The following is a 20,921-nucleotide window of genomic DNA, read 5'->3' on the forward strand; positions in this document are numbered from 1 at the left end:
AAGTAAGGACCGTTCAGTCGTTCAGCGTGTCGCCACGGTAAGGATGGCGACCGGAGGCGTACTTGAAGGACGGTATGAAGCGTGTCTCCAGCAGGTATTGCCGGTCTGCATACCACCCCGCGTCCAGCAGTTGGCGGTGGACCTTGGGCAGGCGCCAGCACGGCACCGCTGGATAAAAGTGATGTTCCAGGTGAAAGTTCGCGCCGGCGTGCAGCCAGGTGCTCAGGCGCGACGTACGCGAGCGGGCAGGGGGCTGGTCATGGCCCTCGCTGAAGGCATGTTCCTGATAGGCATTAACTGCCGAGAGCAGGAACGCAACCGCCAGGCTCAAGGCAAACCCAAGCAGCAGCCCGTCGATCTGCCACAGGGCGACCGCGTAGACACTCAACCAGCCGACCTGGCACGCGATATTGCAACGCGCCAGTCGTCGCACCTGGGCTGCGCTCAAAGGCGAAGGCAAGGGCGATGGGCTGACCGGCGGGCCGAAAGCCAGGCGCAACGTCGCCTGCAGATAGTTCGAGGTGGCCAACAACCGTGACAGCGCAAGGCGGCTAAACAGGCTCCGATAACGCGAGAAGTGCCGATAGTCCGGGTCCTGTTCGCTGTTGCTGTAGCGATGGTGTTGCCAATGGTCGACGAAGTAACCGGTCACGCAGAATCCAGGCAGCAACGAACTGGTGAAAATGCCCAGGTAGCAACTGTGCATAGGCGTGCTGCTCAGGTTGAAATGGAAACCTTCATGCCCGAGGATCGCTTGCAGAAACCACCCGTACCCGGCCAGCACCCAAAGGGGCGAGCACAGCAACACCCACAGGGTGGCGGCCGTGTTCGCCACCCACACAAACAGCGCGAGGGGCAGCAGGAAGAGGCACAAGGCGTAACCGATGATCAACAAGGACTCACCCGACCGGGCCTTGAACAAGGCCCGATCGAGGCGGACCTGAGGCTTGCTGTGGAGTTGTCTGGCCATTGGCAACGCGTTACTCGATCAGTTCAGGTTTGAGCGCGAGGTGCCCGCCGCGGGTCAGCGTGCGCAGGCGCAGGGCGATAAAGGCGTCGACCACACTTGGTGCGATACGCGCGGTGTACATGGCCAGCGTGCCCATAAAGGTCAGCCCGAGGTTGCGCAGGCCGTCTTTTTGGCAGGCGCGAGCCAGGCCATCGGCGGCGGCATCGAGTTTCTCTTCGAGAGACAGCAGGGTCCTGTCACCCCACATGAACGTCACCAGGCGCTTGACCGACAAACCCACGCGCTGGGCGGGCAAGTGAATGGCGGTGTCGATAAAGCCCGGGTACACGGTGACCACGTCGAGCTGCCCGCGATATTGCATGCGCAGCACGTCCGAATAAGCACTCAGCGCGCGTTTGCTGGCAGCGTATGCGGCCACATAAGGCGCGTTCACCAGGGCAAACAGCGACGACACGTTGACCACTTTGCCGCGCTTGCGCAGCAACCCCGGCAGGAACCCGGCCACCAGTTGCCATGGCGCGAACAGGTTCACATCCACCGCGCGGGTGACTAAGTCGGTGACGCCGGTTTCGCCGCGTTCCAGGGTCAGGGTGCCGGCGTTATTCACCAGGATATCGATGTCGCCGAAGTCGGTGCTGATGGCACCAATCACCTGCGTCAGCGCCGTTCTGTCACACAGGTCGACTTGATAAAACCCATCCAGCAACCCGGGCTCTTGTGGCGCAAGAATGTCCAGGCCGATCACGGTGGCGCCCTGTTTTTTCAATGTGCAGGCCGCCGCGTAACCGAGGCCGCGCGCGGTTCCGGTGATCACGACGATTTTTCCGAGCAGGTTCATGGGTGCGCTCCGGCGATGCTGAAGGTTGAGTGGGACAAGTAGGTGTCGAGGTTGCTCGCCATCGAGATCTTCGCCGGCGGGTGAAACTGCAGGCCACGGCAGGCCATCAACCAGTTCGAACTCTGGTTGCTGGTGATAAACGCCATCCCACCGAGCATGGCGTGGGCCTGGTCCGAAAGCTCGGTGAGCAGTTGTTCGATGCCGTAGCGCACCAGCAGCAGGCGGGCCAGCACGTTCGGCAGGTCCTGCGGGTTGCGTTCGATATCCAGCGCCGCGCCTTCCAGGGCACTGATCGCCAGTTGCAGCTGAGCCGCCAGCTCCACGCGGTGATGCGGCGTCCAGCGCCCGGCCTCGATCACAGACTCGACCAAACCGGCGCAGACCCCCACGTAGGACGCGCAAATCAACAGCTCGAACCAGATGAAACCGACGGTTTGCACGTCGCCCAACAGGTGTTTGTAGCCGGCGGAAAACAACATGCGTTCGGGCACGAAGACTTCGTTGAGGCGCACCTCGATGCTTTCGGCGGCGGCCAGTGCGCTGTTCTGCCAGAACGGCGACCGCGTGATGCCCGGTGCATTCGCCGGAATCAGTGCGACCATCAGCTCTTCGCCCTCGGCGGTCTGGCGGGTGTAGCTGGCGGTGAGCAAGTCCATCGACTGCCCGAGGCAGCAGGGCTTTTTGCTGCCACTGAGCAATACACCTTCAGGGGTTTGCAGCGCCTGCATGTTCGAATCGAGAATGCCGGCACCCGAGTTGCCTTCGGCAAACCCCGAGGACAGCAGCAAGCGCTTTTGTGCGACCGCCGCCAACAACAAACCTTCGGCACCGCCGCCGTTCTGGGTGAGGGCCAACAGGCTCGCCACGGAAAACTGATGCATGGTGCTGGCCACCGCCAGCGAGGGTGAGCGCGCGCCCAGGGCGATCTGCACATGCACGGCATCAAGGATGCCCGCGCCCAACCCGCCCGCGGCACGGTTGACCAACAGGCCGACCGGCCCTTGTTGCTTGAACAGGGCGATGACTTCGCTAGGCGGCGCTTCGCGTTCGGCGAATGCGATGCTCGCCAGGCGTTCGTCAAAACCTGGGGCGTAGCTGTGCAGCAAGGCACGCGAGCGATTCAACAGTGAAAGGGACATGGTTCAGGCCTTCAAGTAACTCGCCGGGAACAGACCGGTGATGATCGAGTGAATGTTGTCGCGGATGGCTTTGTGGGCCACGGGGTCGAGCATGTCGGCGAGCATCGGCAGGCCCAGGTCAAAGCGCGAGGCGAAGGTGATGACCGCGTCTTTGCCGTCCGGCAGTACTTGCCAGGTTCCGGAGAAGTGATCGACATCGCCGCTCATTTGCTCGAAGTGGATTTCCCGGGTCTGGGTATTGAACGTGTCACGCTCCTGCCACTTGAGAATGCCGCTGTGGAAATTGACTTCCCAGGAAGTGAACGACACCTGCTCGCTGACCTTATTGATCGTGATATTGCGCACCGACTCGCACAGCTCGACGTAGTTGCTGAAGTCGCTGATCACGGCAAAGACTTCATCAGCGCAGGCACTGGGGATATGGGCCAGTACGTTGACTTCTTGCATGGGGGAAACTCCAATCAAAGGGATGGTATTGAGGTGGTCAGCGCGTGGGCGAACCCCTCGATCAACCGATTGCAATCCTGGGCTGTCAGCAGCGGGGAAGGCGTGAGCCTGACGACCCGGTGGTCATTGAGCGAGTGGCACACAATGATTTGCTGTTCGATCAGGGCCATGACCATGTTCGCGGCGACCGAGGCGTCGCTGAATTCAAAGCCCAGCAACAAGCCGGCACTGCGCAACTTGACGCGCTCGGCCAGGCCCCTCTGCTGCAACAGCGCGCTGAAGCGGGCGCGCAGGTCCTGGCCCATCAGCCGGGCACGTTCCACGAGGTCTTCCTGCACCATCACTTGCAACGTGGCCTGCACGGCCGCCATGGCCAGCGGGTTGGCGCCGAAGGTCGAGGTATGCACCGTGGGGTTGCGGTTGAACGGCGCGTAAATTGCCGCGCTGGCGACCATGGCACTGACCGGCACGCAGCCACCGGACAGGCTTTTGCCCACCAGCATGATGTCGGGCACCACCTGTTCCTGGTCGCATGCCCACCAATGGCCGGTACGGCCCATGCCGGACTGGATTTCGTCGATGATCAGCACGGCGCCGTATTGGTCGCACAGTGCGCGGACACGTGTCAGGTAGCCTGGCGGCGCGAGGATCACACCCGCTTCGGCCTGGATCGGTTCGAGAATCACACAGGCCTTGTCCGGCGAAGCGCGCAATTGCTGTTCCAGCGCGGCGCTGTCGCCGAAGGGGACGAACGTGCTTTCACTAAGCAGGCCGCTGAACGGCTCGCGGTAGCTTTCGCGGCCAGTGACGGCGAGTGCGCCGAGGGTCTTGCCGTGGAAGCCGCCGAGGGTCGACAGCGTGCGGCGACAGCCGTTGAGCCGGGCGAGTTTCAGGCCGGCTTCGGTGGCCTCGGCACCTGAGTTGCAAAAGAACACATAGTCCAGGTTGCCAGGGCAATGCGCAGCCAGGGCTTGCGCGGCGAAAGCCTGTTGCGGGTTGAGCAACAGCTTGCTGGCCAGGGCGTTTTGCTGCAGCTGCCGGGTGACGGCCGCCACCACCACCGGGTGGCCGTGGCCGAGGAAAAATACGCCATAGCCGCCGGCATCCAGGTACTTGCGGCCTTGGCTGTCGTAGATATAGACGCCATGGCTGGACTGTTCGATCGGCAAATTCATCAACGACGCGAGGCGCGCATACCCTGAGTTCACGTGCCGGCGGAAGTACTGGTCCACCTGTGCGGCGTCGGCTGCGGGTTCGGTAAGAAGTGGGGTCATGCGACTGACGCCTGTGCGACGGTTGGCATCGGCTGCTTGAGCATGCGCGTCAACGCGCCCAGCTTGGGCGCCAAGTGGTTGAGCGAGAGCAGTAACTCACGGCTGACATCCCGTGCGCTGAACGCCGGCTCGCCGAGTAACTCAGGGAGTGACGTGGGCAGCGGTGTACGCAGGCAGGCATAGCGACACAGCTGGTTGGCGCGGCCCAGCGCGGCCTGGATATTGCCGGTCAGTGCCGGGAGGAACACTGGGCGGATCAGCCGCTCATAAATATCCGGCGCCATGCAGCGCGGCCGGGTGAAGGCTTGGGCTTGGGCTTCCATGGAATGGCACATCAGGTCCAACAGACCGTTGAGATCAAGCGCCTGCGGGCCACTGGTGAGAAAGTAGTCTGCGCCGATCAAGCGCTGGCGCAACGCGTTGGCAATCGCCCGCGCCGCCACGTCACGGGCGATCAAGTCGATATACCCGGCAGGCGGGCAGGGCACGATAGGCAGCACGCCGGACATCATCAGCCCCATGGTCATATGAAACCCCTGGAAGTTGGGCATGTGCCCGCTGTCCGAGTCGCCGATGATGATGGAGGGACGAAAGATCGAAACATCGATACCCGCTGAGCGCACCAGCGTTTCAGCCTGGCGCTTGGCGACTTCGTAAGGCGTTTCTGCTTGCACGCCTTCGTAGTAGTCGCACGGATGGGTGAAGGCGGTGCTGATGTGGTAAAGCGGCACGTTCGCTTGCTGGACAAAGTTCACGACGTTTTCGGTGCCGAGGTAGTTCACCGAAAAAATCTGGTCGATATCGCCATCCATGCGGGTCACCGCTGCGGCGTGGATCACCCAATCGACACGCTTGAGCAGCGCTTCATAATCGCCGACGTCCAGCCCCAGTCGCGGGCTGCATATATCGCCCTTGAGCACCTCCACTCGCGGGTGGCAAATGCGGCTTTTACGCGCCAGGCATACCAGGTCAAAGTCCTCTGCCAGGCAGTCGATCAGTGATTCACCGAGTACGCCTGAGCCCCCCGTGAGAAGGACGGTTAATTTTTGCTGTTCTGACATGTAGGACGCTTCCTGCGGACTCATCGAAAGAATTAACGGTGCGTTCCGCCAAATCCCGGGCACGGATACCCCTGGCGAACACTCTTGCATTCACTGTCGGTGGCGCTGAGGTGCTGTGTGAGGCCGGCAATCAGCGCTTATCGTTTTCGCGAATAAGATGCGATCGATATTGGCTTTTTGATATCAATGCGTCTTGAACGAAACGCTTGTCTTTCGCAAAACCCTGGCAGCGGTGCGGGGCGTCATGCCAATCATGCGGCGCATGATGCGGGCCAAGTGCGCCTGGTCGGAAAAGCCGCCATCGGCGGCGGCATCCGACAAGGTGGAACCGTCAGCGAGGGATTTGGACGCGCGCTCGAGTTTGTTCCAGATGATCCATTGGGACAGCGACACGCCCATCTGGTGCGTGGCGACATAGCGCAAGCGCGGGCTGGACAGGCCGACCGCACTCGCGGCGCGGCTGACGGAGCCCGGACCGTCGCGGTCCTGGCGCAGAATGTTCAAGGCCTTGTAGAGGCGTTGGTCGATGGGCGACGTAATCGCCAACAAGCGCCCCAGCGCTTCCACAAACTGAGACAGGGAGCTGGAGTGGCGAAAGCACTCGAGCAGTTCGTCACTGGCCAGGGCGATGCCATTGTCTTGCAGCAACGCGTTGAGCGCACGCCCCAACGGGGTATCCGGGTTGACGTAGACAAAGGCCACCGGATGAATTTCGGGCACGGCGCGGTGCTCGACATTGGGCCCGATGATCACGCCGGCCGCGCGGATCGACTGGCCTGGCAGCTCCAGGGTGACGGGCTGGTGTACGCCGATGCACAGCTGAATGGCAACATGGGAGTGGGCAGTGTTCTGATCCGCGCGGCCAATGTAGCCGGCCCATGAATCACCAAAGGTAACGTTGCCATCCCACATGTAAGGTCTTCCTGACTCAGAGGGTGAATTTTCCGTGTGCAGGGTAGGCCTGCGCCGGCCTTGATTCAAGCATCGGGCAGCGGGTTATACCTGCAACGCGGCGCGCATGCCCGCCAATTTGATGCAGGTTTCGTCGTATTCGCTGGCAGGGTCGGAGTGTTCGACGATGCCACAGCCGGCAAATAGACGGGCTTGGTTGTCGTTGAGCAAGGCGCTGCGCAAACCGACGATGAATTCGCCGTTGCCGTGGGCATCCAGCCAGCCTAACGGCGCCGCGTACCAGCCACGGTCAAAGCCCTCGAATTGGCGAATATGCTCCAGCGCCTGGCCGCGTTCATGGCCGCCGACGGCGGGCGTCGGGTGCAGGACTGCGACCATGTCCAGCAAACTGCTCTGCGGGCGCAGTGCGCCTTCGATCAGCGTCGCCAAGTGCTGCACGCGGCTGAGCCGCTTTATGTGCGGCGCAGGGGGAACGTGCAACGGCCGTACCCAGGGCGCCAGGTCACGCTGAATGATCTGCACCACCACGGCATGCTCATGCTGGTTCTTCTGGCAGCCGAGCAGCGTTTGCGCCAGTTGCGCATCCTGCTCCGGGCAGGGATCGCGCCGGGCTGTGCCCGCCAGCGCCAGGGTTTGCAGGTGACCGTTGTGCAGCTTGACCAGGCGCTCTGGGGAGGCGCCGATAAAACACGCGTGGTGGCGTCGAAACGCGAACAAGTACGCCGTGGGGTCATTGATTGCCAGGGCAGCCAAGGTGCGCCCGGGACTGATAGGCCGGGAAAACTCGCTGACCACTTCCCGCGCCAGCACCACCTTGTTCAACGCGGTGTCGCGCAACACGTCCAGGGCATGCGCGACTTTGCTTTCCCAGCAGGCCCGCGGCAGGCTCTGGTCGCGGGTGTGCTGCCGTGCAGCCGTCGGAGGCGCGCCGCTGACGTAGCGATCCATCAGCGTGTTCCACTCCTTCAGTACGTGCTCGCAACAGCAACGTGCCGCATCGCTGGGCGCGACGCGCTGTTGGCACACCAGCCAACAGTCTGCACCGTCGCGCACCAGCAATAGCGTCATCAGCCACAGGGACGCATCGCCAAAACCCTGCCAGGCAGGGCTGGCCTTGACCTGATGATCGAACCGAAAGCCGCCGCACACCGAAGGCGCCAGCGGGCCGTGTATCACCGCGCTTTGCAGCCAGTGTCGCCATTGCGCATCGACCGAGGCAAAACGCTGAGGGCCCGCACTGCTCAGTTCCGCCGCCACCCCCCAGCCGAACAGGCTTTTATCGTCTTCCGGCGCCCGCCAGAACAGGCACTCGGCGCCAGGTTGGTCGACGCTGCCAAACAGTGCCAGCAAGTCCAGCGGGGCGATCCTCATCGAGTAACTGGCCAACACCGGCTCACCTTGTTCGACGGCACGCCGCTGGGCGTGCTCGAACACCTCGGTCATCCCCTCGGCATGGGCGTGCAACTGTGCAAAGGCCTTCATGCCAGCGTTCTCATCGCGCGCCAGTGCAACACTTGCTGGCCGATGTACCAATGGATGATCTGGGCAAACAGGGTTTCGACGAAGTGCGGGTCCAGCCCGGCCTGCTCGGCCCACTCGCGGCGTTGCGGGAGCATCTGGGCAACGCGTTCGGGCGCGGCGATGCTGCTTTCGGTCGGCTTGAAGCGCGCGGCGGCTTTGACGTAAGCCATGCGTTGGCGCATGAGGTCGATGATCTGGTGGTCCAGTGAATCGATGGCGTGACGAATGTCCTGCAGGCCATCACAGGCGTCGGGGGTTTTCATTGACAGGTTTCCTTCAAGGAGGGCGATGGGGTCGACAGCGTCGCGACGATGGCGTCGATGAGTGCCTGGCGCTGTTCGACCAGGTAAAAATGTCCGCCTTGCCAGCGCTGCAGGTGCAGTGGCCGGTGGCTGGCGGCTTGCCAGGCCATGGCTTCATCAAGCTCGATTTCCGGGTCTTGCTCGGGGTAGAACACCCCGATGTGGCTCTTGAGTGGCCGCGGTTGTGCGCAGGTGTAGGTTTCAACGATGCGGTAATCGTTGCGCAAGCCGGGCAGGAACAATTCGCACAGGGCCGGGTTCTCCAGCAACGCATTGGGGCGCTCGGCCAGGCGCCGCACATCGTCCAGCAAGGCCGCGTCGGGGCCCAGGTGCAACTGCCCGCCGCGTTGGCGCTGCGGCGCCGGGTGGGCGGACACGAACAGATGGTCGACGGCGATTGCCCGTTGTTCCAGGCGCGTCGCCACTTCATACGCCACCACCGCGCCCAGGCTATGGCCGAACAACACCAGCGGCCGGTCGGCGTAACACGACAACGCGTGCGCGGCACCGTCGGCGAGGCGCTGCATGTCGGTCAGGCACGGCTCGCTGAAACGGTCTTCGCGGCCCGGGTATTGGATGGCCAAGAGGTCGATGTCGGCGGGCAGGGCGTGGACCCAGTCGCGGAAGAAACTCGCACTGCCCCCGGCATGCGCGAAACACACCCATCGCCAGCGTGGCATGGGCGTGAGTCGATAAGCGCGTACCCAGCGTTTGTCGTGCAGGCTCACGAAGCGGCACTCTGCAGCCAGGCCTGGCGCAGGCGCTCGCGCAGGTCCTTGCGGCTGACTTTGCCCACGCCGGTGTGCGGGAAGTGTGCGACGAACTCGATACGATCCGGCACCTTGAACGCCGCCAGGCCGTGGCCGCGCAGGTAATGCTTGAGTGCGAAGGCCGAGGGCGCCGGGTCACGCGCGACGATAAAGGCACAGGTGGATTCGCCGAGCACAGCATCCGGCATCGCCACCAGTGCGGCGTCGTGTACCTGGGGATGGCCGATCAGCAGGTTTTCCACTTCTTCGGCAGCGACTTTTTCACCGCCGCGGTTGATCTGGTCCTTGTCACGACCTTCGACCACCAGGTAACCGTCGGCGGTGCGCCTGACCCGATCACCGCTGCAATAGAATCCATCGGCGGTGAACGCCCGGGCATTGTGTTCGGGCAGGCGATAGTAGCCGCGAATGGTGTAGGGGCCGCGCACTTGCAGTTCACCCACCTCTCCCTCGGGCACCGGTTGGCCCTGTTCATCGACAATGCGTACTTCGTCATCGGCGCTCAGCGGACGGCCCTGGGTATGCAGCAGCAGATCCGGGCGGTCATCCAGGCGGGTAAAACACAACAACCCCTCGGCCATGCCCAGCACTTGTTGCAAGGTGCAGCCCAGCGTCGGCGTGACCCGTTCTGCCGCGCTGCTGAGCAATTTCGCACCGCCCACTTGCAGCACGCGCAGGCTGGACAGGTCGGCCTGGCGCTGGTCCTGGGCGTCCAGCCAGAGCATCGCCAGCGGCGGCACCAAGGCGGTCACGGTGACCCGCTGCTCGCTGATCAGCGCAAAGCAGGACTCCGGGTCCGAGCGGCGCGTACACACCACGCGCCCACCGGCCAGCAGGGTGCCGATCACACCCGGGCAACACAGGGTGAAGTTATGCGCCATGGGCAACGCGGTGAGGTAAACGGTGCGCGCATCCAGTTCGCAGACTTCGCTGCTGGCGCGCACGTTATAGAGGTATTCGGCGTGCCGCCTCGGGATCAACTTTGGCGTGCCGGTGGTGCCTCCCGACAGCTGGAAACACGCCACGGCGTCGGCGCGACCGGCGTCCCGTTCCAGCGGCGCGCTGTTGTAAAGCTCACTCAACACGGTGAACTCCTGCGCATCGCCGTCGATCACTACGTGGCGCAACAGCGGGTTGGCAGCGGCCAGTCGGCGCGCCATCGAGCGGCAATCAAAGTCCTCTAATTGAGCGCAGCCGATGTAGGCCGAGGCCTGGGCAAACCCACAAAACCCGCCGATCTCATGTTGACGGTGGGCGGGCAGGGCGAGGATCGGCCGGGCGCCCAGGCGGAACAACGCAAAGCACACTTCGATAAACGCAGTGCCGTTGGGCAAGTGCACCACCACATTGTCGCCCTCTGCGATCCCTTGCGCGTGCAAACCGCCAGCCAGGCGCCGACAGCGGTCTGCCAGGCTGCGGTAATTGAGGTGCAAGGGGCCGTCGGTTATCGCGATGGCCGATGGGTTGCGCGCGGCGACCGTATCGAGGGCCTGAGCGAAGGTCTGGTCTTGCCAGTAACCGGCCTGGCGGTAGCGTGCGGCGAACGCGGCAGGCCAGCCGGGCGCGTCGCCAACGCTGTCTGAATCGGGTGCGCAGGTGTGCAATGACATGGAATCCCCTATTTGTAGAAATAATTGGCTACAAACGTCTAAATGAGATCTATTATCATTGTCCTTCGCCGAGCGCTTCTCAACGCCAAGGCTTTCGGACCTGTGACTTTTTCATTAGATGAAATACACAGCGGCTATAAACAGGGAGGTTTACGGTTTAAAAGCCTCCTCCTCATTCAGGTCAGGCCCCGCGTAATGGCCTCAGGATCAAGGGAAAACCCAATGACTATTACGATCATCGCCCCCAGTCGACAAGAGACGCAGGCCGAACCCAAGGGTAACCAACCCGGAACGGTCTACCTGGACCCGCACATGACCCTGGTCACCGGCACGTTGTGGTCAGACAGCGAAAACTGGGTCGAGGACCCGCTGGAGCGCGGCCTCAAGTTGATTCTGGTGCAAAGTGGCGAGCTGTCGTGCCGCATCCCCGGGCACAGCGAGCAGTCGATCAAGGGGCCGAGCCTGTGCACCATCGTCAACGATGGCGAGTTCACCTCGTCGCAGATCTACGGCACCACCACACCACTGCGCTACACCATCGTCCAGCTGGACCTCGAATCCCTCGACCGCCACCTCGGCCTGGCCCCGCGCAAGCTGCTCAGCAGTGGCGGCGGCGACCCGTACATGATGGTGCGCCCGGCTCCGCGCGCGATGCAGGCACTGGCCACGCAAATTGCAACATGCCCGATGCAGGGCCCGAGCCGCTCGTTGTACCTGGGTGGCAAGGCGCTGGAATTGACCGCGTTGAGCGCGCAGTTCCTGCTCGGTGAGCGCGGGCAGCCTGAGCATAAGCTGCGCATCACCTCGTCGGATGTGGAGCGTGTACACGCCGCCCGGGACCGTCTGGTGCGCTCGCTGCTCGAACCGCCCAGCCTGAACGCCCTGGCCAGCCACGTGGGCATGAGCCCGCGCAAACTGACGGCGGGGTTTCGCAAAGTGTTCGGTACCAGCGTGTTCGGCTACCTGCACGAACATCGTCTCAACGAAGCCCACCGCATGCTCAGCGACGAGGAAAGCAATGTGTCTACCGTCGCCTATGGCGTGGGATTCAGCCCGGCGCATTTTTCCATCGCCTTTCGCAAACGCTACGGTGTATCGCCCAGCGAAATCCGTTGATCACGGCACGGTGTCTCTGAATCGAATGAAAAGGCCTGTTTATCTAAAGCCCTGAGCGCTTCCTGAAAAACCGCTTGCGATAGAGTTCCAATTGAGAATGGCTTCCATCTTGGTGAGCCAGGGACTTTATCTAGACGGGTCACAGGAAGCTTTTCATGAGCGAGCTGACAACAGCAGACACCACCGCACTGCGCAGATGGCTGATCGAACACCTTGCCCAGTTGCTGGGCGCTACCGTGGAAGAAATCGACAGCCTGGGCGATGAGGAAAACCTCTTGGGCTGCGGGTTGGATTCCATCCGCCTGATGTACTTGCAGGAGCGCCTGCGCAGCCATGGGTTGCGGGTCGACTTCGCCCAACTCAGCGCCGAACCCAGCCTCGCGGCCTGGCTTGACCTGCTGCATGGCCAGGCGGTGCGGCGTGTGGAGGTGACTGATGTCGCCCCGTTGAGCGCAGCCGACGACAGTTTTGAACTCAGCGCGGTGCAACAGGCGTACTGGCTGGGGCGCGGGCCCGCCGAAGTGCTGGGCAATATCAGTTGCCACGCATGGCTGGAATTCGATTGCCAGGGCATCGATGCGCAACGCCTGGAAGCGGCAGTCAAGTGCGTGCAAGCGCGTCACCCGATGTTGCGGGCCAGTTTCAACGACGGCCGCCAACGCATTCTTGGCGCAACGCAATTGCCGGTTTTCGACCATCAGGATTGGCGCCACCACACTCAAGCGGTTGCGCAAGACGCCTGGCACGCGCTGCGTGAATGGCGATCGCATGAATGCCTGGCCGTGGACGCGGGGCAGGTGTTGCTGGTCGGCCTGGTGCAGTTGCCCGAAGGCCGCGATCGTGTGTGGTTGAGTGTCGACCTGCTGGCCGTCGACGTGGAAAGCCTGCGCCTGTTGATGGCGCAACTGGGCCAGGCCTATCAGGCGCCGGCCGCGCTTGCGCCCGCGCCGGACGTGCAGTTTGCCGACTACCTGGGCCGGCGCCGCCAACGTCGCGCAGAGGCGTATGCGCGAGATCGTGAGCATTGGTGCAAACGCCTTGCGCAGTTGCCGGACGGCCCCGCACTGCCGCTGGCCTGTGCCCCGGAATCGATCCGTGCGCCACGGTTTACCCGCCAGGCTTACGTACTCAGTCACGCAGAAGCCGAACGCCTGCGTCGCCAGGCGACGGCCCATGGCCTGACGTTGCCCAGCGTGTTCGCCACAGCGTTCAACGCGGTGTTGGCACGCTGGAGTGAACAGTCGAGCTTCCTGCTCAATGTGCCGTTGTTCGATCGTCACGATGATCAGCAATCCATCGACCAGGTGATTGCCGACTTCACCACCTTGCTGCTGGTGGCGTGTGAAGATACGCCGCAGTTGCCGTTTGCCGAAGGCGCCCGACGCTACCAGCGCGACTTGCACGCCACCATCGACCACGCGGCGTTTCCCGCGCTGGAAGTGCTGCGTGAGGCACGTCGCCAAGGTCATCCGCGTTCCGCGCCGGTGGTGTTTTCTTGCATCTTGAGCGATTCGGGTTTTGTCCCCGCCAGCTTTCGCGAGGTGTTTGGCGACCTGCACGACATGCTCTCGCAAACCCCGCAAGTGTGGCTCGACCACCAACTGTATCGGCTTGAGGACGGCGTGCTGCTGGCCTGGGACAGCGTTGCCGAACTGTTCCCGCAAGGCGTGCCGCAGGCGATGTTCAGCGCCTATGTCGAGCTGGTGCAGCGTCTCGCCGACAGCGACTGGAACCAGCCGCAACCGGTGTTGTTGCCGCTGGCGCAACAGGCGCGCCGCGACCAGCAGAACAGCCTGCCGGCGTTGGCGCCGGGGCGTGGCCTGCTTGAAGACTTTTTTCGCCAAAGTGCCCGGCAACCCGACGCACTCGCCCTGATCTGCGGCGCGCAACGCTGGACATATAACGATCTGGCCACCCAAGCCCTGCGTATAGCGGCGGGTTTGCTTGAGGCGGGCATGCGTCAGGGCGAGGCGGTGGAGGTCTGCCTGCCGCGTGGGCCTCGCCAGATCGCCGCGGTATTCGGCGTGCTGGCGGCCGGTGGTTGCTATGTGCCGGTGGATACCGCACAGCCGGTTGCGCGGCGCAGCCTGATCGAATCGGCTGCGGGCATCACCCGAGTGATTGCCGATCAGCCGCCGGGCAACGCGCTGCAATGGCTTGACCCGGCGGTGCTTGAGCAGTCCGCGCCATTGGCCGCGCCGAAAACGCTATCGCCGCGCGCCAGCGCGTATGTGATCTACACCTCGGGCTCTACCGGCATTCCCAAAGGTGTTGAAGTCTGCCATGGCGCCGCAATCAACACGATCGATGCGGTGCAGGCCGAACTGCAGGTCACACCGAATGATTGCCTGCTGGCCGTGTCGGCGCTGGATTTCGACTTGTCGGTGTACGACCTGTTTGGCGTGCTGGGGCAGGGCGCTCGCCTGGTGCTGCTGCAACCTGAAGAAACCCGCGATGCGGCGCGTTGGGCGCAACTGATCGCCGAACACCGCGTGAGCCTGTGGAATTCGGCCCCGGCATTGCTGGAAATGGCCCTGGGCGTCGGCGACGATGCCTGTGATTACCGAAGCCTGCGGGCGGTGTTGCTGTCGGGCGACTGGATTGCCCTCGACCTCGCCGCACGCCTGCGGCGCCACGCCACCGCGCAGTGCCGCGTGTACGGCCTGGGCGGCGCCACCGAGGCGGGTATCTGGTCGAACCTGCAAAGCATTGATGAGGTCCCCGACCACTGGCCGTCGATTCCCTATGGCAAGCCTTTGGCCGGCCAGGCGTATCGGGTGGTGGACGCCACCGGGCGCGATGTGCCGGACCAGGTGATCGGGCAACTGTTGATCGGTGGCGCAAGCCTGGCGCGGGGGTATCGCAATGACCCGTTGCTGACCGCACAGCGCTTTCGCAGTGATGAGCACGGGCGTTGGTACCACACCGGCGACCGCGGGCGCTTCTGGGCTGATGGCACCCTTGAGTTTCTCGGGCGCATGGACCAGCAGGTCAAGCTGCGCGGGCAGCGTATCGAACTGGGGGAAATCGAAGCGGCGCTCACCGCCCACCCACGGGTTGAAAGCGCCTGTGCTGCCGTGTTGAACGGCAGCCTCGGCGCGGCCGTGGTGATCAGCCCTGAATCTGCATCGGCGCAGGCGTTGCCGGCCGTCTCGATGCTCGACGACACCTTGGCCGCAGAACACCAGGTCACCGCGCAGCTGTTGCGCCGCCTGCTGCAAGACCCGCCGCCCAGCGCCCTGCTCGACACGTGGCGCGAGTGGCTGGCCGAGCATGTCGAGTCGCTCAGCCTGCACGACGCGTTGGCGCACTTAGGGTGGCGCGAGGCGGATCTGCACCGCATGGTCGGTGCCTTGCAGGTGCTGTTGCGCACCGAAGACGGCGCCTCGCAAGTGTTGTTCGATCCGTTGCTGGCACCGCAGGCCATGGCGTTGAACCTGCCGGCGGGCCGCCAGGTGTTGGACACCCTGAGCCAGGAGCTTCAACAACACAGCGGCACACCGCTGAAAGTCGCGGTGCTGGATGTGCGCGGCGGGCAGTTGCTGGAGCAATGGCTGGACCATGCGAGTTCGCGCGACGTGCAACTGACCTTGTTCGAGAGCAGCCCCGGCCTGCTGGCGGCCAGCGTGGGCAAGCGCCGGCGCGTGGCGAGCCAATTGCTGGTGGAGGGCGTGCTGCCCGCTGAACACTGGTCACAGTACGACGTGGTGATCAGCTTCGCGGCCTTGCACAGTTATGCTCAGCCCGGCGATGGGCTGAATCTGGCGCAGGCACTGCTCAAGCCGCAAGGCCGCCTGTTGCTGGCCGACCTGTTGCGCGACTCGCCGTTGCGGCTGGTCAGCGCGGCGCTGCTGGATGAGCGCGCACCGGTATTGCCTGACGCTGCCGAACTGGCGCACCTGCTCGGCCAGAGCGGTTTTCGCCACCTGGAATGCCTGTGGCAAAACCCCGCGATGCTGCTGTTGAGTGCGCGTGCGGCGGATGAAACCCTGACCGCTGAAAGCCTCGACCAATGGCTGCAACAACGCTTGCCCCAGGCGATGCGGCCCGAACATCTGTGGTCCGTACCGCGCCTGACACTGAATGCCAACGGCAAGATCGACCGCGCGCGCCTGCACGCCAGCCTCAGCGACGCGTTGCAACGCAGGCAACCGGCAAACAACGAAGACGGCGAACTCAGTGCCGAGCTACAGCCCCTGGCAGCGTGCTGGGAGGCCATCCTGGGACGGCCGGTGCGCAGCGCCCAGGCGAGCTTTTTCAGCCTGGGCGGCGACAGCCTGCTGGCGACGCGGCTGCTGGCCAGCGTGCGTGAACAACTGGGTGCCAGCCTGCGCATGAGCGATTTCTACCTGCAGCCGACATTGGCAGGCATGGCCGCGTTGCTGGTGCGCAGCGGCGAAGTGGCTATCGAGGAGGGCGTGTTATGAGCCTGGATGATGTGCTGCACATCTGCCGTGAACGCCAGATCGAACTCTGGGCCACTGACGGCAAGCTGCATTTTCGCGCGCCGCAAGGCGCATTGGATTCAGCCCTGGCGGAGCGTATTCGCGCCCAGCGGCCAGCGCTGTTGGTGCATCTTGCGCCCCAACAATGGCGCGCGCAGCCGGAGCAGGCGCTGCAACCCTTCGCCTTGAGCGCGGTACAGGGCGCCTATGTACTGGGACGCAACCCGGCCTTTGACTATGGCGGCAACGCTTGCCACTTGTATGTCGAATACCCGTGGCCGGCGAACGTCGACACCGGGCACCTTGAACAGGCCTGGAACGCCGTGGTGCAACGTCACCCGATGCTGCGCGCGGTGGTCGATAACCATCAGCAACGTGTGCAAGCCCAGGTGCCATGGCAACAGCTGCCGGTGCATGACCGCCGCGACGCCACGCCCGAGGAATTCGAGGCGCACCTGAACAGCGTGCGCAAGCGCCTGGACCATGCCTGCCATGCGCTCGATCAATGGCCGATCCTGCTGCCCCAACTGAGCGTGGGACGCGAGCAGGCGATCCTGCATTGCTCGGTGGATTTCACCTTGTTCGACTACGCCAGCCTGCAACTGCTGCTGGCAGAACTCACCCAGCGCTACTTGGAACCGACGCGCCACTGGCCGGCGCTGGAAGCGACCTTTCGCGACTACCTCGAGCACGAACAGCAAGCGCGTGGCAGCACCGCCTGGCACGCCGACAAGGCGTGGTGGCTGGCGCGCCTGGACAGCCTGCCCGGGCGTCCGGACCTTCCGCTGAGCGAGCACGCGGGCTTGGGCTCCACGCGTTTCGCCCACCACCATGGCGTGTTGAGCAGCGGGCAATGGAACGCCCTGTGCGCCCTCGCCAGCGCCCAAGGCCTCAGCGCGGCGGGCGTGACGCTGGCCGCGTTTGCGGAGGTGATCGGGCGCTGGAGCCAAAGCCCGGACTTTTGCCTGAACCTCACCGTGCTCAACCGACCGAACCTGCACCCGCAGTTGAACCAGGTCGTGGGAGACTTCACCGCGCTGAGCCTGCTCGCGGTGGACGGCACCGAGGGCGCCAGTTTTGTCCAGCGTGCGCGGTGTATCGGCGCGCAGCTTTTCGATGACCTCGACCACAGCCGCTTCACCGGCGTTGAGGTACTGCGCGAACTGGCCCGTGTGCGAGGGCGTGGCGCCGACCTGATGCCGGTGGTGTTCACCAGTGGCATCGGCAGCGTCGAACGCATGCTCGGCGATGCCGGGCGTGTGTTGCAGCCGCCCAGCTACATGATCAGCCAAACCCCGCAAGTGTGGATTGACTGCCAGGTCAGCGACCAATACGGCGGTTTGCAGATCGGCTGGGATGTCCGCATCGGCGTGTTGCCCGAGGGCATGGCCGCGCAGATGTTCGCAGCCTACGTCGACTTGCTGCAACGCTTGGCCTGCGACCCGCAATTGTGGCAAGCGCGTGGCGATATCGTGCTGCCCGCGCAGCAGGCAAACCCGCCAATCCACGCCAGCGCCCCAGCGCGCAATATCGCCGACGGCTTCGCCCAACAGGCGCTGCGAACTCCGGATGCCCTCGTGATCAGCGACCGCGACGGCCGTTACCGCTATCGTCAGGTCGCCCAGCATGCCGCCGCGGTGCGCAAGGCGCTTGAAGCGCTCGGCGTGCAGCCGGGGGCGCGGGTGGCGGTGATGCTGCCCAAGAGTGCCTGGCAACTGATGGCGGTGCTGGGCATTACCCAGATGGGCGCGGCCTATGTGCCGGTGGACATCCGCCAACCGGCCTTGCGCCGCGAGGCGATCCTGCGCGACGCGGGGATTGCTGCGGTGATTGTCCTGCAAGCCCAGGCATGGCCGGACAGCCTTGAACTTCCGCGCGTCGCCATCGATACGCTTGCCGTCGACCCGCATTGGCCACCCCGTGAGCCGCTGGCGGTAGAGGCCGCGGACCTGGCCTACATCATCTACACCTCAGGCTCCACCGGCACGCCCAAAGGCGTAATGCTCAGCCATGGCGCGGTGGTCAACACCCTCGATGACATCAACCAGCGCTACGCGGTGAACGTCGATGACCGCGTGCTGGGCCTGGCAGAGTTGAGTTTCGACTTGTCGGTGTATGACTTCTTCGGCGCCACGGCGGTCGGTGCGCAGGTGGTGCTGCCCGACCCCGAGCGCGGCGCCGATCCTTCGCATTGGGCGCAATTGATGCAGGAACACGGCATCACCTTGTGGAACTCGGTGCCCGCACAAGGGCAGATGCTGGTGGATTACCTGGAGACCGAGCCCGGCGCAATCCCCGGGCCGCGCTGTGTGCTGTGGTCCGGCGACTGGATTCCCACCACGCTGCCGACCCGCTGGTGGCAACGCTGGCCCGAAAGCCAGTTGTTCAGCCTGGGCGGCGCCACCGAAGCGGCGATCTGGTCGGTGGAGCATCCCATTCGTGCCGAAGATACGGCCTTGCCAAGCATCCCCTACGGCCGGGCCCTCAAGCACCAGACCCTGGAAGTACTCGACGCGCTGGGCCGCCAGTGCCCGGTGGGCGTGCGTGGTGAGATTCATATCGGCGGACTCGGCCTGGCCCTGGGTTATGCCGAAGACCCGCGACGCAGCGCCGAGCGGTTCATCACCCATGCCAGCGGGCGTCGCCTGTACCGCACGGGTGACCAGGGGCGTTACCTGAACGCGGAAGGCTTGATCGAGTTTCTTGGGCGCCAGGATGACCAGGTGAAGATTCGCGGTCACCGCATCGAACTTGCGGAAATCGACGCGGGCTGGCTGGCCCATCCGCAGATCGCCGCGAGTACCACGGTGTTGCTCGGCGAGCGTCACGAACGTTCGCTGTGCAGCTTCGTCACCCTGCACACCAACGCGCCTGCGCCTCACCTGAACACGCAGTTGGGCGAAGTCCTGCGCCAGGCTCGCCACACCCTTGAACACGCGGATTTCGGCCCGCGCGCCGCCATCGAAGCAGCACTGGCTGCGCTGGATCGGGCGGCGGATGTGTCGTTGCTGCACTGGTTGGGCGGCAGTGGCTTGCTGATCCCGGGGCAGTCCGTGGCATTCGACTCGCTGTGCCAGGCCTTGCAACTCGACGCCGGTCAGCATCGCCTGTTGCGGCATTGGCTTACGTTGTTGACCGACAGCGGCTACCTGTGTGCAGACAATGACGGTTGGCGCTGCCAGGTCAGCACGGCTGAACTGAACCAGGACGATGCCTGGGCACAGTTCGCCCGTCTGGCGCCGAGCGGTCTTTGGCCGCTGGAATTGGTCGATTACCTGCGCACCAGCGCGACCCGCCTGGCCGAGCAATTGGACGGGCGCCTGAGCCCGGCAAGCCTGATGTTCCCGCAGGGCTCGGCACATATTGCCGAGGCGATGTACAGCCGTGGCCAGCATGCCCAAGAGCTGCATCGGGCCATGGCCGAGGCGGTTTGCGCGATCGTTGCGCGCCAGAGCCAGCGCCGCTGGCGCATCCTGGAAGTGGGTGCCGGCACCGGTGCCGCCAGTGCGCTGATCATCCCCGCGCTGGCGCCGTTGGTGGCGGACGGGGTGCAGATCGACTATGTGTTTTCCGACGTGTCGAGCTATTTCCTTAACGCTGCGCGCGAACGCTTTGCCGCGTATCCGTGGGTGCGCTTCATGCCGTTCGACATGAACAAACCCGCCTGCGAACAAGGGCTTGCCGCGGGGTCCCTGGACCTGCTGCTCAGCTCCGGCGCATTGAACAACGCCCTGGATACACCGCGCCTGCTCGCCGGGTTACGCCAATTGCTGCAAGCCGATGCCTGGCTGGTGATCCAGGAACTGACCCGCGAACACCGCGAAATCAGCATTAGCCAAAGCCTGATGATGGAGACGCCGCAGGACGTGCGCGCCGCCACCGGGCAGCTGTTCGTGCATACGGACCAGTGGCTGGCGTGGCTGAACAGCGAGGCCGGCGATCAGGCCGAATCGCTGGCGTCGGCCGACAGTGTGCTGCACCTGCTGGGCTACGACCTGTTGGTCGCACGCGTGAAAACCGACCGGCCATTACTGAGCCAGGAGACGTTGCTGGCCTTCATCGCCGAGCGCGTGCCGCGTTATATGGTGCCGGCGCAGGTGCGGATACTCGACCGCTTGCCGGTCACCGCCAATGGCAAGATTGACCGCCGCGCGCTGACCACCCAAGCCGAGCAGCGCCAGCTCGAACCGGCACGCCGTGCGCGCACGGAAGTGGCGGATGAGTTGGTGCAGCGCTTGATCGCGCATTGGGAGCGAGTACTCGATTGCAGTGGGGTGTCGGCGGATCAGGATTTCTTCGGCGCCGGTGGTGACTCGCTGCTGATCGCACAATTGATCGCCGGCTTGCGCGAGCAAGAGCCATTGGCCCGTGCGCAACCCTTCGACCGCCTGTTGCGCTGGGCTCTCAGCCAGCCGACCCCGGAAGGCCTGGCCCAGCGCTTGCGCAGTGAGTCGAGCAGTGAAGCCCCCGCAGTGGTGCCCTCCACGGACCCCCGCCGTGCGCCGCTGGGTGGGCG

General features: G+C 64.1%; 14 protein-coding genes. 3 read left to right on the plus strand and 11 right to left on the minus strand.

Annotation, left to right across the window (positions count from 1 at the left end):
- Positions 1 to 13: 13 nt before the first annotated feature.
- The 11 genes from YA0848_RS28510 to YA0848_RS28560 form a co-directional block, all read right to left on the minus strand.
- Positions 14 to 970 (minus strand): fatty acid desaturase family protein, encoded by a 957-nt coding sequence (locus YA0848_RS28510; protein ID WP_034113708.1) that lies wholly within the window; start codon positions 968 to 970, stop codon positions 14 to 16.
- Between the two features lie 10 nt (positions 971 to 980).
- On the minus strand, positions 981 to 1,808 hold the full coding sequence (locus YA0848_RS28515; protein WP_198712394.1) for an SDR family NAD(P)-dependent oxidoreductase: 828 nt from the start codon (positions 1,806 to 1,808) through the stop codon (positions 981 to 983).
- A complete protein-coding gene (locus YA0848_RS28520; protein ID WP_034113710.1) occupies positions 1,805 to 2,947 on the minus strand; it encodes an acyl-CoA dehydrogenase family protein in 1,143 nt (380 codons plus the stop codon). The genes YA0848_RS28515 and YA0848_RS28520 overlap by 4 nt, the downstream gene beginning before the upstream one ends.
- A 3-nt stretch (positions 2,948 to 2,950) precedes the next feature.
- Positions 2,951 to 3,394, minus strand: a complete 444-nt coding sequence (locus YA0848_RS28525) for a type II toxin-antitoxin system RatA family toxin (protein ID WP_034097867.1) — start codon at positions 3,392 to 3,394, stop codon at positions 2,951 to 2,953.
- A gap of 14 nt (positions 3,395 to 3,408) precedes the next feature.
- The gene (locus tag YA0848_RS28530) at positions 3,409 to 4,668 is read right to left on the minus strand and encodes an aspartate aminotransferase family protein (protein WP_034097869.1); all 1,260 of its coding nucleotides are present in this window, start codon (positions 4,666 to 4,668) and stop codon (positions 3,409 to 3,411) included.
- A complete protein-coding gene (locus YA0848_RS28535) occupies positions 4,665 to 5,729 on the minus strand; it encodes an SDR family oxidoreductase (RefSeq protein ID WP_052202214.1) in 1,065 nt (354 codons plus the stop codon). Before YA0848_RS28535 ends, YA0848_RS28530 begins: the two co-directional genes overlap by 4 nt.
- Before the next feature lie 183 nt (positions 5,730 to 5,912).
- Positions 5,913 to 6,641, minus strand: coding sequence for a helix-turn-helix domain-containing protein (locus YA0848_RS28540; protein WP_040268329.1), 729 nt, complete (start codon positions 6,639 to 6,641; stop codon positions 5,913 to 5,915).
- A gap of 84 nt (positions 6,642 to 6,725) precedes the next feature.
- Positions 6,726 to 8,123 carry an isochorismate synthase gene (locus YA0848_RS28545; RefSeq protein ID WP_082136165.1) on the minus strand — a complete coding sequence of 466 codons (1,398 nt, stop codon included), beginning with the start codon at positions 8,121 to 8,123 and terminating at the stop codon, positions 6,726 to 6,728.
- Complete coding sequence (locus YA0848_RS28550; RefSeq protein WP_017849081.1) at positions 8,120 to 8,425, minus strand: isochorismate lyase; 306 nt, start codon at positions 8,423 to 8,425, stop codon at positions 8,120 to 8,122. Before YA0848_RS28550 ends, YA0848_RS28545 begins: the two co-directional genes overlap by 4 nt.
- Positions 8,422 to 9,192, minus strand: a complete 771-nt coding sequence (locus tag YA0848_RS28555) for a thioesterase II family protein (protein ID WP_034097874.1) — start codon at positions 9,190 to 9,192, stop codon at positions 8,422 to 8,424. Before YA0848_RS28555 ends, YA0848_RS28550 begins: the two co-directional genes overlap by 4 nt.
- Positions 9,189 to 10,844: a (2,3-dihydroxybenzoyl)adenylate synthase gene (locus YA0848_RS28560; RefSeq protein WP_169902547.1), complete on the minus strand. Its 1,656-nt coding sequence runs from the start codon at positions 10,842 to 10,844 to the stop codon at positions 9,189 to 9,191. The genes YA0848_RS28555 and YA0848_RS28560 overlap by 4 nt, the downstream gene beginning before the upstream one ends.
- Before the next feature lie 222 nt (positions 10,845 to 11,066).
- On the opposite strand from YA0848_RS28560, the gene YA0848_RS28565 reads away from it, so the two are divergent.
- The 3 genes from YA0848_RS28565 to YA0848_RS28575 form a co-directional block, all read left to right on the plus strand.
- Positions 11,067 to 11,960 (plus strand): helix-turn-helix domain-containing protein, encoded by an 894-nt coding sequence (locus tag YA0848_RS28565; RefSeq protein WP_017849084.1) that lies wholly within the window; start codon positions 11,067 to 11,069, stop codon positions 11,958 to 11,960.
- A 155-nt stretch (positions 11,961 to 12,115) separates the two neighbouring features.
- Positions 12,116 to 16,387: a non-ribosomal peptide synthetase gene (locus tag YA0848_RS28570; protein ID WP_198712393.1), complete on the plus strand. Its 4,272-nt coding sequence runs from the start codon at positions 12,116 to 12,118 to the stop codon at positions 16,385 to 16,387.
- The coding region (locus YA0848_RS28575) for a non-ribosomal peptide synthetase (RefSeq protein WP_198731462.1) at positions 16,384 to 20,921 on the plus strand (4,538 nt) is incomplete at its 3' end. The genes YA0848_RS28570 and YA0848_RS28575, both read left to right, overlap by 4 nt.

The sequence above is a fragment of the Pseudomonas sp. S4_EA_1b genome (genome assembly GCF_016307435.1).
Taxonomy (GTDB): domain Bacteria; phylum Pseudomonadota; class Gammaproteobacteria; order Pseudomonadales; family Pseudomonadaceae; genus Aquipseudomonas; species Aquipseudomonas rhodesiae.

Coding starts and splice junctions, on each gene's coding strand:
- YA0848_RS28510 (WP_034113708.1), bottom strand. CDS start 970: ATGGCCAGACAACTCCACAGCAAGCCTCAGGTCCGCCTCGATCGGGCC.
- YA0848_RS28515 (WP_198712394.1), bottom strand. CDS start 1,808: ATGAACCTGCTCGGAAAAATCGTCGTGATCACCGGAACCGCGCGCGGC.
- YA0848_RS28520 (WP_034113710.1), bottom strand. CDS start 2,947: ATGTCCCTTTCACTGTTGAATCGCTCGCGTGCCTTGCTGCACAGCTAC.
- YA0848_RS28525 (WP_034097867.1), bottom strand. CDS start 3,394: ATGCAAGAAGTCAACGTACTGGCCCATATCCCCAGTGCCTGCGCTGAT.
- YA0848_RS28530 (WP_034097869.1), bottom strand. CDS start 4,668: ATGACCCCACTTCTTACCGAACCCGCAGCCGACGCCGCACAGGTGGAC.
- YA0848_RS28535 (WP_052202214.1), bottom strand. CDS start 5,729: ATGTCAGAACAGCAAAAATTAACCGTCCTTCTCACGGGGGGCTCAGGC.
- YA0848_RS28540 (WP_040268329.1), bottom strand. CDS start 6,641: ATGTGGGATGGCAACGTTACCTTTGGTGATTCATGGGCCGGCTACATT.
- YA0848_RS28545 (WP_082136165.1), bottom strand. CDS start 8,123: ATGAAGGCCTTTGCACAGTTGCACGCCCATGCCGAGGGGATGACCGAG.
- YA0848_RS28550 (WP_017849081.1), bottom strand. CDS start 8,425: ATGAAAACCCCCGACGCCTGTGATGGCCTGCAGGACATTCGTCACGCC.
- YA0848_RS28560 (WP_169902547.1), bottom strand. CDS start 10,844: ATGTCATTGCACACCTGCGCACCCGATTCAGACAGCGTTGGCGACGCG.
- YA0848_RS28565 (WP_017849084.1), top strand. CDS start 11,067: ATGACTATTACGATCATCGCCCCCAGTCGACAAGAGACGCAGGCCGAA.
- YA0848_RS28570 (WP_198712393.1), top strand. CDS start 12,116: ATGAGCGAGCTGACAACAGCAGACACCACCGCACTGCGCAGATGGCTG.